This window comes from Mesorhizobium sp. AA23, assembly GCF_001672435.1.
Taxonomy (GTDB): domain Bacteria; phylum Pseudomonadota; class Alphaproteobacteria; order Rhizobiales; family Rhizobiaceae; genus Mesorhizobium.
The window spans coordinates 16358-29045 of the sequence record NZ_LYTP01000018.1; the positions used below are offsets into that span (position 1 = coordinate 16358).

The window sequence follows — 12688 nt, forward strand, 5'->3', positions numbered from 1 at the left end:
CTTCCTCAAGGAAAACCACGCCGGCATCGCGCAGCGCGCGTTCTAGCACCTCTATGGTGGCATTCCGGGCGTCGAAACGCCAGTCTCGAATTCTGGAGCGTTGCAACGCCAACCTTCGCGGCGTCAGCCAACTGTTGCTGCGTCCAAGACACGAGGGCGCGTGCCGCTCGGCACCGTGTTGGCGCTATCAACTCGCTAATGCCCCGCTAACACCGTCCCATGTAATTTGCCCAGAACGATGGAAAATACATCGACAGGTTGTTAACGCCTGCGGCACGCTACCCCCTGCGGCAATCACAACGGCGCCGAACTCCTAGGTGCTGACGGCCACCAAGCGCGATAATGGTGGCGGTTCGCTAACAGGCAACCCCGCGTTTGTGGCGTTCAACCGGGTTGCGGGATACAATGACGCCACACACCTGAACTCTCCAAGTTGGGGTTCTTTTTGGCCCGGCTGCCTCGGCGGCCGGGCTTTTTAGCAATCGCGGATGTGTGATGTGCGTTCGAACCGGATTCCGGGTGGGAGTGCGCATCACACCTGAACCTCTCCAGTTCGGCTTTGGCCCGGTGGCTTCGGCTTCCGGGCTATTCTTTATGCGGAACAATATACCTGACAGCGCTGCCGCCGTGCGCGACGTGACTGTCGTATAGCCGGCCGGCAGGGCGCCCGTGGTAATGAATCGACTTCCTGGCAACGGCCGATCATTCCGCTAGGAGCGCGAGGCCGTCGGCTTCATGGCTGGCCTGATCCCGTGCCCGTTGACTCTTTTCGTCATGACCTTCGCGATGTCGAGGGGAGTTCCGGTCGCGGGTCTTCTCTTTGCCGTTACGATGATGACCGGCGTTGCAGTGACCCTGTCCACGGTCGCAGTGTTGTCGATCCTGTTCCGCGAACGGCTTGTGCACATCTTTGAGAGCCGGCCGCGCCTGTTCGCTGCTGTCTCACGGCATCGAAGGCACTGCGGGGATCGTGCTCGCCAGCGTCGCCGTCTGGCAGAGCGCAGCAGCTTGAGGGATGAGTTGACCGCAGTCGCACAGGGTCGTGTGCAGCTTCAGCTCTCTTCAGGCGGCTTGATGTGGCGGAAAGCCCAAAGCAAGGCCAAGTCGTAGAGGATCTTGAGGGCACCGCAGATCACCAGAGGCCAGGCCTCGAACCCCTCGGCAAATAGCGCGCCGGCGATCGCCGGGCTCGCAGCGGCCGCGAGACTGCGTGGTACGGAGGTGACGCTCGCCGCCGCGGGCCGCTCCGGTGCCGTAACGACTGCCATCACATACGAGGAGCGAGTCGGCACGTCCATCTGGGACAGTGCTGCGCGTACAAGAAGAAATGCCAGGGAAGCATAGAGATTCGGCACCAAGGCGGCCAGGATCAGGCAAATGCTTGACGGGATGTGCGTGAACACCATCGTGTTCACAAGCCCGATGCGCCTCGACAGCCATGCGGCGACCGGAAATGAAACCGCCGACAAAACACCCGACCAGAAAAAGAACGCGCCGGCTGCTGACAGGGAAAGACCAAATTTGCTGAACAGCCACAACGCAACGAGTGACTGCACGGCAAAACCGCCGGCGAAGGCGTCGATGCTGAACAGGGCAGCCAGCTTGTAGACGATCACACGCGACGGCCCAAGTGCAGCGGCGGGCCGGTCTTGCGGAGACGTTTTGGGGCCAGCGGGAATGCGCGCGTACACCAGGCCCCCCGCCACGCCAAGAGCGGCATAGAGGACAAACATTGCCTTCAGGCCCGCGAGCCGCGATATGCCGATCATCACCAAGAAATCGGGGCTGGTTGCAGCAAGGGCGCCAAACGCAGCCGCCAGCGCCCCCAACAGGCTATAGCGTGCGAATGCCTTCGTGCGGTCCGCATCCGCCACAAGCCGAGACAAAACGGCGTGCTCAAGCGGAACGAAGATGCTGACGCTCCCGGACGAAGGATTGATCGTGCCCAGGAAAGCCACGAGCAGAACAGCTGCATAGGTGCTTGACTGCGTGTAGGCCACCCCGGTTGCGATCATCAGGCCGGACGCAGCCACAAGCAGGGTGCGCCGGTCCGCCCGTACGGCCAGGAATCCTATGCCGAGCGTCAGCAGCGCCGAACCAAGAAGTGCGGCGGTGGCGACAACGCCGATCTCGAGCGGTCCAAGCCCGATTGCAGCCAGGTATACCGGCAAGAGCACTGCGGCAAAGCCATCGCCAAAGTCCCGAAGAGCCCGCGCCGCGTATATGTCCGCAGCGCGGCCGCCGTTCCTCTCTGCAGTTGTGCTTTTCAACGCGATGCCGTGCCCCGCTCCGGCAGGCCGGCCTTGCGGAGGTTCTTGCGGAAATGCTCGAGGTGAGCGGCATCACCATAAGGCGCGAGCTTCGGATCGGTCCATTTTTCTACTGTGGCATCGGCGTCGAGTTCGACAGCGCGTCTCACAGATTTCCGGGCTTGCTGCTGATTTCCTGCAGCAGCAAAACTGGCGGCCTGATAGACACGCATGATGGCGCTATCCAGCGAACGCAGGTTGGCAAAGCTGGCGATTGCCCTTTCGTATTGGCGGGCATCGAAGTAGATCTGGCCCAGTTGAGAAGTGTACCATTCATAGTGGTAAGGATTGAGGCGTATGGCCTTCCGGGCGTACTCGATGCCCTCTACAGACCTGCCCGCATAGCTCAGGCAAAGCCCGTAGTCGATTGTCACATCGGCGTCGTTGGGATTGCAATCGAGCGCTTTTTGGAAGGCCTCAAGAGCCAAACCGTGGTTCAGCGTATACAGATTAAAGCTAGCAAAGGCCCAATAAGACCAGGAATCGCCATCGTCGCAGGCGATCGCTTTCAACGCCCATCTGCGGGCCAGTTCCATCGATTTGTCATAGTCGTCGGCCCAGCCGCAACATGCGTCGACCGTGTAGCTGAGGGACATCTTACTATAAGCCTTGGCAAGTCGCGGGTCGCATTCGATTGCCCTGGTCAGATGCTCCCTGGCAAGGATTTCTCCTTCCTTGGTGAAACGACAGGCATCGATGGCGCGTTGAAGATGATCCAATGCGACAAAGGTTTCAGGTCCGCCAGGTTTTCTTCGCTCACGCCACGCTTTGCCAAGCCTGCCGCCGTACCCGGACGCAAGAGTGCCGATAATGGTCCCCGCGATTTCGTCCTGGACGGCGAATACGTCCGTCATTTGCCGGTCATAGATTTCGGTCCAGAGCTGCCGGTTCTGGGCTCCATCGACGAGCTGTACTAAGACCCGGATGCGATCCTCTGCCTTCTGAACGCTTCCTTCCAAGATGTAGCGAACCGACAGTTCCCGCGCCGCCTCAACTGATGTCACAGGCCGATTCCGATAGGCTAGGGTCGAAAACCGGTCGATGACGAAGAGCTCGTGGTAGCGGCCTAGGCTGGCCACAATGTTAAGCGTCAATCCTTCGCAAAACATATCCTGCGCAGCATCCCCGGTTAGATTGGCAAACGGAAGGACGGCGATAGTTAGGTCGGCCGGCATCGGAGTTTCGTCAGCAGCAGCGACCGGTCGGGGGCCGGCATATTTGTAGCCCCGGCCATGAACGGTCGTGATCATGCCGGCTTCCAGAGACTTGCGAAGCGCTGACATGTGAACCTGCAACGTGTTCTCCTCCACGCTCACGTCGGTCCAGACTGCGTCGAAAAATTCGGCCTTACGAACGACCTCATCTGGCCTCTCGAGCAACATGGCGAGAATATCGAAGGAGCGAGCCGAAAGCGCTACCGGCCCCTTCGGCCCCAGCAGCAGCCTTTCGGCTCGTTTCAAGCGATAGTTCCCAAACTCCAGGTCCATGGGCGAGTATCCGCGTCTCGCGGGTAAGATACTCCAGGACCAAGCTGAACGCGATCTTCATAACTTTTCAGGAGTCTTCAGGTCCGAGCCAAAGACCTGAGTGAGAAGGGGAGTCATCCTGCCCGTCACAGGAGGGCACCATGGTGGACATCTCTACTATCGCTCCAATCCCGATCCGTTGCTCCGACTTGCAGCGAGCCAAACCGGCGCTCAGGATTGGAGCATCGTTTGTCGCTATATCCGTTTTGCTGGCGGATGCATTTAGTATGGCCTATGTGGCCCCCTTCGCCAGTCATGGTTGCAGGCCGCGAGCCGTCCCGGCCGACGACAAAGGTCGTGATCCCACTTGGTGACTTTCCTCAGGCAAGGTAAAGGGCGGCCTTTCGGCCGAGCTATCTTAAACCGGTCCTTTTGGCTTCCGACCCATGTCCCGACGGCCAGCAATGCCTCGAACCGACCGTACAGGTCGGCTTCGCAGCTTCCTCAAGGCGGACCTGCCCGGCGATTAGGCTGGAGGCCGTGGTTGCGCCCAAAACAGACGATCAGCCGTTGCCCCGCTGAAGCAGCCGTTTGCCCATGTCCTACGGATCGCCGACCGGGCTTGAGATCGAGCAGGTGCTTTGCCACAGGCGCCCCCCAATCGGACGACCACGCGACGAGTTGGGATCAGTGACCACCCCTGACATGACCCGAGATCGCTTGTACGCGCCATATGGCGATTTGTGCCGAGCCGACGCCACCCACGGGTCGGTCTTTGCGATCTCGGCGCGTTCCGAACTCGCGATCAATGCGCCAGCCCGGCAGCGCTATTCCGGCAGCCCCGCCTTTCGCAAACCTTCTGCAAGCAGAGCCATATCGGCCGGACGGCTAGTTGGCATGAAATCGGCGAGATTGGAAATTCGCTGGTCGGGATCGAGGACGAGCATTCGGCTTACCACCTTTTGCGCATCCTCGGTTCGGCCAGCGTGAGCATAGCTTGCAGCCGCATAGCGCAACGACCCCAAATAGTCCGGCTTTTCCCGCAACGACCTTTCAGCCCAAGATGATGCCTCGTCAAATCGACCGGCGAAGAGATGAGCCACTGCAACCGCATTCTGCATATCGAACATGAGCGGGTCGACTGGGCTCATGCGTATCGCAGTCGCCAGGTGCCGGAGTGAGGTTTCCGTATCGCCGAGGTCGGTTCTGACCCAGCCGCTGAATAGCCACGCGGTGGCCAGGTTCGGATTGAGCGCAAGCGCGCGATCAATGAACGCTGCCCCGCTATTGTTGTCGCCCACGACGTAGGCGAGCGCGGTCCCGCCGCGGGAAAGAGCGATCGCGTCATCCCTGCCCAAATCCACGGCCTTCAGAGCCAGGCGCTCGGTTTCGGCGGTTTCCTGCTTGCGATCCGTCATCCAGCCGTTCGCCTTGCGCATGACGGCACACCAGGCGGCCATTCCGTATGCCGAGGCAAATTCAGGGTCGAGTTCGATGGCTATGTAAAACAACTGAAGGGCGTTTGCGGTGGATTCCCTGGTCAACTGGTGGAGGCTTGCTATCCCGCGCAGATAGTAGTCGTAAGCGTCAAGGTGCTCGGTCGGCTTGCGCTTAGCCCGCTCGATCTCTGCCTGTTCCAGCTTCGGAGCGATCGCTCCGACGACGCTCCGGGTCACTTCCTCCTGCAGGTCAAAAACATCCTCCAGCCCGCCGTCGAAACGGTCGGCCCATAGATGTGCTCCCGTTGTCGCGTCGATAAGCTGCCCGGTGATGCGAACCCTGCTCGCCGCCTTGCGCACGCTCCCTTCAAGCACGTAGCGCACACCAAGCTCGCGTCCGACTTGCTTAATGTCCACTGCCCGGCCCTTGTAGGTAAAGCTCGAGTTGCGCGCGATCACGAACAGCCAGCGCGTCCGGGACAGCGCGGTGATGATCTCCTCAACCATGCCGTCAGCGAAGTAGCCCTGCTCGGGGTCGCCACTCATGTTGTCGAATGGCAAGACCGCGATGGACGGTTTTTCGGGAAGCGTCAGCGTATCCCTTGTGGACAATACCGAAGTGGGTTTTGCTCGACTGACCCGATAGGCGCGCACCGCCTCCACGATATTGTGGACCTGATGGCTACCGAGGTCGGTGTAGGCATAGTCTAATTTACCTTTGACCTGCTCGTAGACGTTGCTCGCGACGCAGACGTCGCCAGGTTCTGCAAGCTTCTCGAGCCGGGCGGCGATATTCACGCCATCACCGTAGATCGTATCGTCCTGTGCAATCACGTCGCCCAAATTCACGCCCATACGGAAAGTCATGCGCTTGTCTTCGGGCAAACTTGCATTGTGAGCGGCCAATCCCTCCTGGGCGTTGACCGCACACTGCACTGCGTGGACTGCGCTGGCGAATTCGACAAGAAGGCTGTCGCCAGCGGAACCGACGATGCGTCCGTGCGACTCTGTGATCTTGGGCTCGATCACTTCGGCGCGAAGCCTCTTCAGATGCGCAAGCGTGCCAACCTCGTCGGCTCCCATGAGGCGGCTGTAGCCGACGACGTCGGCAGCAAGAATTGCGGTGAGGCGTCGCTCCATGCTTGTGTCCTGCCTCTTCCGTAGGTCGAAGCTCCAGGCGGCGAGCGTATTCTAGTCCTACCTCGAATGCGAGCGTGCAGTGCCGGCGCCGACAGCGATCAACTCACCACGTCCCTTGGGCCATTCCTCACACGGCGTCATTATGGTCCGATCGCGGGTGCTGCCGAAGGGCTACTTTGGAGTCAGCTCACGACGTCAGACCTTAGAGGTTGAACGTCCGCTATCGTTCTTACCTGCACTAAAGCTGACCTACTGATTCCGGCCCCTTCCAGGCATTTACAGTGGCCGTCGATCGCCGACCTGGCCAAAGCTGCTGACGTGGAAACACTAAGCGCTAATCTATGCTTCGAAAGATGGGACCTCGCGGCCTCATGCGACAGCTTTTCGGACAGCCGAGCGGCGCTTGCCGCCGGATTTGGAATCGCGCTTGCGCTTTGAAAGGTGCGCAAGCAGAGCCGCCAAACCCATCGCGTTGAGAACCCGCGTCCTAGGAACGCCCCCCTTGCGCGCCATCTCGACACCCCAATGCATGTGGTCGAGTTCGCGGATTGAATGAGCGTCCGGATTAATGCTGAAGATGCAGCCGTAGTCGAGAGCCTTCTGATGCCACCGCCAGTCGAGATCGAGCCGCCACGGATGCGCATTGATTTCGACAGCGACACCATGTCTCGCGCACGCTCTGAGGACCTTGTCGATATCGAGATCATAGCCGGGGCGACGCAACAACTGGCGACCGGTCATATGTCCAATGATTGTCGTGACGGGATTCGCGATTGCCTCAATAATACGGTCCGTCTGCTCTTTCTTCGGCAACTTGAAGCGGCTGTGCACGCTCGCGACAACGAAATCGAACTGCTCCAAAACGTGGTCCGGATAGTCAAGCGAACCGTCGGCCAGGATGTCTGCCTCGATGCCCTTGAGGATACGGAATTTTCCCTCATACCTCTTGTTCAGCCGATCCGCTTCGCGGTGCTGCTCAGCAATCTCCTGCAATGTGAGGCCGCCCGCGTAGTGTGCAGACTGCGAGTGGTCGGCGACACCATAGTACTCGAACCCGCGCTTACGGGTCGCTTCAGCCATAGCCTCAAGCGTCTCGGTGCCATCGGATGCGGTCGTGTGAGAATGCAGGATGCCATTGAGATCTTCGTCCCGGATGAGCGGAGGTAACTGCTGGCTCGCTGCCCGCTCAATCTCGTCCCTGCCTTCGCGCAGTTCAGGTTCGATGAACTGCAGGTCCAATGCTTCGTAGATTTCCTCCTCTGTCACTGATGCGATCAGCTTTCTGGCGCGGTAGAGACCATCGGGTTTGAGGGCGAACCCTCTCTCGGCCGCAAACATCCTCAATTGCTCTAGATGGGCCGCGGAACCGGTTGCTTTGAGGAAGCTCGCGCCAAAGTGCTTCTTGTCCGTGACGACAAGCCTGAGGCTGGACTGCTCTATTTCGGTCCGCTTCTTCCCCTGCGCTACCAGCGCGAGGTCGGCAACAAGTTCGCAACCACGTCGGAAATCACCGGCGATTTCCACGCGCGAAAACTCGGGATGCTCTTGCTTCACGGAAATGACCGCATGCTCAAGAAGAGCGGCGGCCTTGTGCAGGTGAAGCTGTGTTTCGCCGCTTCGAGCGATAGCCAGGTTCTGCAGGATTTTCGTTTGAAGCGAAGCACCGAGGCCTTTGACTGGCCGGATGCGATCTGCCCTTGCTGCCGCTTCGAGCTCGGCCAACGAGTTCACGCCGAGCGCCTGATGAAGCTTCAGTATTTTGTCGGGCCGAAGCCCGGGTATGGCAAACAGCTCCATTACACCCGCCGGCACCTCCTCGCGAAGCTTCTCAAGGCGCGGATGCGTGCCCGATTCGTAGAGCTTGCGGATAATGTCTGCGATAGCATCACCGATTCCCGGGATCCTGGTGAGGGCCCCGGCGGCGATGATCCGGTCAAGCGGCTGCGACAGCGCAGTCAGACTATCGGCCGCGCGCAGGTAAGCCTTAGTGCGATAGGGATTGCCCCCGCGCAGCGACGAGCGATGTGCGTATTCCCTTAGGAGACTGGCGACGGTCCTTGAATCTGGTTTTGCCATTGTCGAGGCAAACGGGCCCAATCTCCGCAGGTTCCAATCAGGCAAGGGCAGCGAGCGCTCACTCCTTGCTGCCGTTTTCCCGGAGTGGGGCGCTACAGATTCGGCAACGATTGGTCGGCGCGACCCCATCCCGCCAGAGCTTTGGAGGCTGCGCGTTTCTTCAATTCAGGAGCGTCGCCGACGCGGAAATGCGAGGGCGTATCAATCGTCTTCATCTCCGCCCAGGTGATCGGCGCCGCGACGGGCGCGCCAGGTCGGGACCTTGCGCTATAGGGCATGATCGCGGTCGCCCCGCGCTGGTTGCGTAAATAGTCCACAAAGATGCGACCCTTCCGGCGCGCCTTCGACAGCGCGGCCGTAAAGTGGGCGGGATCGCTCTGAGCGACCGCTTGAGCGAGACGAAATGCGAAGTCTTTCACTTGCGGCCATTCAGCCTGAGGGGTGAGCGGGGCGACCACATGCACCCCTTTGCCTCCCGTCAGCATAGGGAAGGTCGTAAGTTCCAACGATTTCAGAATATCACGAAACTGGAAAGCAGCCGCACGGACAGCTTCGAAATCAAGACCCTCATCGGGGTCGAGGTCGAACACGAGGCGGTCGGGCTTTTCGACATCCTCGATCCGAGCTCCCCACCCATGCAGCTCGATCGTTCCCATCTGGACGCAAGTCATCAGCCCAGCGGCATCGTCGACATAAAGGTATGGCTCCTCGTGGCCGTCTTTTTCGGTGATACCCACTTGGTGGACTTTGTCGCCAAAGCTCCCGGCATCATGCTTCTGGAAAAAGCACTTCTTGGCCCGCCCCTGCGGACACCTAACAAGACTGATCGGCCGACTGCCGACCCAGGGAAGCATGATCTCCGCGACGGCCGCGTAGTGGTCGGCGAGCTGGCCCTTGGTGATATTGGACTCTGGATAGATCACACGGTCACGGTTGCTGATGGCAATGGTGTTCGCCGGCCACGTGGTCAGCTTGGTCGTGCGACGTTCCGTCTCCAGCACGACCGCCTCCGGCTTCTTGTCTTCGCGTAGACCGAGGTAGCTCGGATGTCTCAGCGTTCCTTCGTTGGTCATCTCGGTGAAGGCAATCTCTGCGACCAGCTTGGGGTAAAGCCAATGTGCTCCGCGAACTTCCGCTCGCGGCGCCTCGACGGTCGCGGCATTCTGCTCGAGCGGTGCCATGATCCTCATGAGACGGAAAAGTTCAGCCGTATCGAAGCCGGTGCCGACCTTCCCGGCATAACGCAGCTTGCCACCGTCATGCACCCCGAGGATCAATGACCGGAACGCGCGGACCTTATCGGACGGCGTCCAGCCGACAATCACGAATTCCTGCCGCTTGATGCACTTGATCTTGAGCCAGCTTCCGCCGCGGGCTCCCACGTAAGTCGAATCGGCGAGCTTCGAAACAACTCCCTCGAGACGGGCCGCGCAAAAGCGATCGAGCAGCTCTTCTCCGCGACCGAGGATATGATCGGAGTAACGAAGCACTGGGTTGTCCGAGGGCAAAATTGCCGCCAGCTTCTCCTTGCGTTCAAGGAGGGGACGCCTGGTAAGATCTTCACCGTCGAGCTGAAGGAGGTCAAAGGCATAAAAGTCGATGGTGGCTGGCGCACCCTTCAATGCGTTCTGAAGCGCCTGGAAGTTTGATCTTCCGTCGGCATCGACAACGACGGCCTCGCCGTCGATCAGGGCGGAGTGGACTTGGAGCTTGCGGGCTTCCGAAAGAATCGAAGGAAAACGCTGAGACCAATCCAGGCCAGATCGCGTGTAGGCACGCGCTTCGCCACCGCCGACGGCAATAAGAATGCGATAGCCGTCATATTTCATTTCGTGGATCCAGCGGTCGCCGGCAGGGACAGTATCTACGAGCGTTGCGAGCTGGACGGGCCGAAAAGTGGGAAGCGCTAAATTGGTTCGGTCACGAATAGGCGACTTCGCTTGAGGAGCGCTCGACCCAGGGATTGCCTTACGCGACGTTGGCTTGACCACTCTCACGCGCCCCCATACTCGAGACGAAATGGCTTAATCGCGCCCAACGCGCGAGTGCTTCTTTGGTTTCGAGGCCGGCGCATGGAGCTTGGCTCCGTCAGATGTCCGCGGCGCCGCCGTGTTTCCTCTGGAAACCGGGCTGCTCGACTCCCTGGGCCGGCGCGCGGAAGGAAAGAGAAAGCTCCATCTCAGCGCACGATCATGCGTCGGACCTGGGCTGACATGACGACAGAGATGAGAGCCAATTTTCCGCTCCTCTCTTGTCATTCGAAAAATCGTTCCTGTCTAAATCTATAAATTCAGTAGATTTTGAGGCGACGCTCTGGATGGAGCGGGCAATCGAGGGTGGACCCTCCGCTCAAAGGATCGATCTCATGCGAAAACTGATTTCCGCCGCCCTGGTCGCGCTCGCAGCGGCGGCCTCTTCTGGAATGGCTCATGCCGACGAGAAGAAGGTCGTCATTGCCTACCAAACCGGGGCTAATCCCTATAACCTTGGCATCGCCAATGGCGACCTTGCCAGGAAGACCGGATGGAACATCGAATTCCGCCGTTTCAATTCCGGTGCCGACATTTTCGCAGCCATCGCCTCCGGCGACGTCCAGATCGGCGATGTCGGATCGAGCCCGTTCTCGGCTGCCGTCAGCAAGGGCCTCGACGTGAAGGCGTTCTACATCTCGTCCGTGTCGCGCGACGGCGAGGCACTGGTGGTGCGGCCAGAAATCAAGTCGCCGGCGGATTTGCGCGGCAAGAAGCTCGCCGCCGCACCGGTGTCGACCGACCATTACCAGCTTCTGGCCGTGCTCAAGCAGGAAGGCATTTCCGAGAAGGAAACCCAGGTTATCGCTATTCCGCAGCCCGAGATCGTCGCGGCCTGGAAGCGCGGCGACATCGACGGCGGCTTCGTCTGGGATCCAGCGCTGTCCGAACTCAAGAAGAACGGCAAGGTCCTGCTCACGGCCGGCCAAGTTGCTGATCGCGGCGCGCCCACCTTTAGCGCGCTGGTCGTCACCGGCGCATTCGCCAAGGCCAATCCGGAGTTCCTCGGCCAGTATGTCCGGCTGATCGACGGCTACAACCAGACTTATCTGAGCAACCCGGCCGCCTGGGGGCCGGAGTCCGAGAGCGCCAAGCTGATCGCGAAATTGCAGGGCGGCACGGCGGCAGAGAACTCGGAGCAATTGAAGACGACCGTCGTCCCGCCGCTCGACGAACAGGTCTCCGACAAATGGCTGGGTGGCGGTGAGAAGAGCGCGGTCGCGAAAATCCTCAAGGACACCGCGAGCTTCCTGAAGGACCAGCACAAGATCACGTCGGTCAAGGACAGCTATGCCGCCTTCGCCGATCCGCAATATGCGGCAGTGGCCAAGGCCTCGAACTAGCAATCCCTGAAGGAAACGCCGATCTGGCTGGCACGCCAGCCAGATCGCCTGGAGGCCACCATGCTTCGAATCCGCGATGCCAGCGTAACCTTTCCGGGTTCCGACGGCCAGCACGTACACGCGCTCGATCACGTGTCGCTCGATATCGCTCCCGCTTCCATCGTTGTCGCGGTCGGCGCTTCCGGGTGCGGCAAGTCGACATTGCTGAACGCGATCGCCGGCTTCCTGCCGCTCACCGAAGGCACGATCACGCTTGATGGACGCGAAATCGCGGCGCCGGGCGGCGATCGCGGCGTCGTGTTCCAGAAAGACACCCTGCTGCCATGGGCTAATGTGCTGGACAACGTCGCGCTCGGCCTGAAGTACCGGGGCGTCTCGCGCGGCGAACGCCATGAGCGGTCGAGGCACCTTCTTGAACTGGTCGGGCTCGCCGATTTCGCCGAAAAGCCACCCTACGAACTGTCGGGCGGCATGCGCCAGCGCGTCGGCATCGCCCGGGCGCTGGCCACCGATCCGAAAATCCTTTTGATGGACGAGCCATTCGGCGCCCTCGACAGCCTGACCCGCGAGACGATGCAGCAGCTTCTGGCTTCCGTCTGGGCCAAAACCGGCAAGCAGATCCTGTTCATCACCCATTCGATCGAGGAAGCCCTCACACTCGGCACGACCATCGTCGTGATGTCACCCCGGCCGGGCCGCATCGTTGCGCGCTTCGATGCCGATTTCGTGCGCGATTTCGCCGAAAGCGGCGATATCGGGCCGATCCAGTCCCATCCGCGCTTCATCGAGCTGCGGCAGGAAATCCGCTCGCTCATCCACCAGCCGGAAGGCGCCCGCAGAGGAATCTTGCAATGACGCTCGCCGCCAATTCCCGAACCCCGTTCC

Annotated in this window: 8 protein-coding genes; 3 read left to right on the top strand and 5 right to left on the bottom strand. The window is 60.3% G+C overall.

Going from position 1 to position 12688, the window contains the following annotated elements; translation table 11 throughout:
- Positions 1-774 precede the first annotated feature (774 nt).
- Entirely contained in the window at positions 775-1110 is a 336-nt protein-coding gene (locus A9K66_RS16295; RefSeq protein WP_245307561.1) for a hypothetical protein, read from the top strand.
- Here A9K66_RS16295 and A9K66_RS16300 read toward each other — a convergent pair.
- The 5 genes from A9K66_RS16300 to ligD all read right to left on the bottom strand — a co-directional run bounded on the left by A9K66_RS16300 (position 1053) and on the right by ligD (position 10427).
- Positions 1053-2270 (bottom strand): MFS transporter, encoded by a 1218-nt coding sequence (locus A9K66_RS16300; protein WP_067325297.1) that lies wholly within the window; start codon positions 2268-2270, stop codon positions 1053-1055. The genes A9K66_RS16295 and A9K66_RS16300 overlap by 58 nt on opposite strands.
- The gene (locus A9K66_RS16305) at positions 2267-3796 is read right to left on the bottom strand and encodes a winged helix-turn-helix domain-containing protein (RefSeq protein ID WP_067325300.1); all 1530 of its coding nucleotides are present in this window, start codon (positions 3794-3796) and stop codon (positions 2267-2269) included. Before A9K66_RS16305 ends, A9K66_RS16300 begins: the two co-directional genes overlap by 4 nt.
- A gap of 806 nt (positions 3797-4602) precedes the next feature.
- Complete coding sequence (locus A9K66_RS16310; RefSeq protein ID WP_067325303.1) at positions 4603-6354, bottom strand: adenylate/guanylate cyclase domain-containing protein; 1752 nt, start codon at positions 6352-6354, stop codon at positions 4603-4605.
- A 369-nt stretch (positions 6355-6723) separates the two neighbouring features.
- Positions 6724-8430 carry a DNA polymerase/3'-5' exonuclease PolX gene (locus tag A9K66_RS16315; protein WP_067325306.1) on the bottom strand — a complete coding sequence of 569 codons (1707 nt, stop codon included), beginning with the start codon at positions 8428-8430 and terminating at the stop codon, positions 6724-6726.
- Positions 8431-8522: 92 nt separating this feature from the next.
- The gene (gene ligD, locus A9K66_RS16320; RefSeq protein WP_348626447.1) at positions 8523-10427 is read right to left on the bottom strand and encodes a DNA ligase D; all 1905 of its coding nucleotides are present in this window, start codon (positions 10425-10427) and stop codon (positions 8523-8525) included.
- 368 nt (positions 10428-10795) lie between these two features.
- Between ligD and tauA the strand changes: the two genes are divergently transcribed.
- Positions 10796-11803 (top strand): taurine ABC transporter substrate-binding protein, encoded by a 1008-nt coding sequence (gene tauA, locus A9K66_RS16325; RefSeq protein ID WP_067325321.1) that lies wholly within the window; start codon positions 10796-10798, stop codon positions 11801-11803.
- A gap of 60 nt (positions 11804-11863) precedes the next feature.
- Entirely contained in the window at positions 11864-12658 is a 795-nt protein-coding gene (locus A9K66_RS16330; protein WP_067325309.1) for an ABC transporter ATP-binding protein, read from the top strand.
- Positions 12659-12688: the final 30 nt, after the last annotated feature.

Excerpts from the sequence above, each read along its gene's own strand:
- A9K66_RS16295 (WP_245307561.1), top strand. The coding sequence starts at position 775 with ATGACCTTCGCGATGTCGAGGGGAGTTCCGGTCGCGGGTCTTCTCTTT.
- A9K66_RS16305 (WP_067325300.1), bottom strand. The coding sequence starts at position 3,796 with ATGGACCTGGAGTTTGGGAACTATCGCTTGAAACGAGCCGAAAGGCTG.
- A9K66_RS16310 (WP_067325303.1), bottom strand. The coding sequence starts at position 6,354 with ATGGAGCGACGCCTCACCGCAATTCTTGCTGCCGACGTCGTCGGCTAC.
- A9K66_RS16315 (WP_067325306.1), bottom strand. The coding sequence starts at position 8,430 with ATGGCAAAACCAGATTCAAGGACCGTCGCCAGTCTCCTAAGGGAATAC.
- tauA (WP_067325321.1), top strand. The coding sequence starts at position 10,796 with ATGCGAAAACTGATTTCCGCCGCCCTGGTCGCGCTCGCAGCGGCGGCC.
- A9K66_RS16330 (WP_067325309.1), top strand. The coding sequence starts at position 11,864 with ATGCTTCGAATCCGCGATGCCAGCGTAACCTTTCCGGGTTCCGACGGC.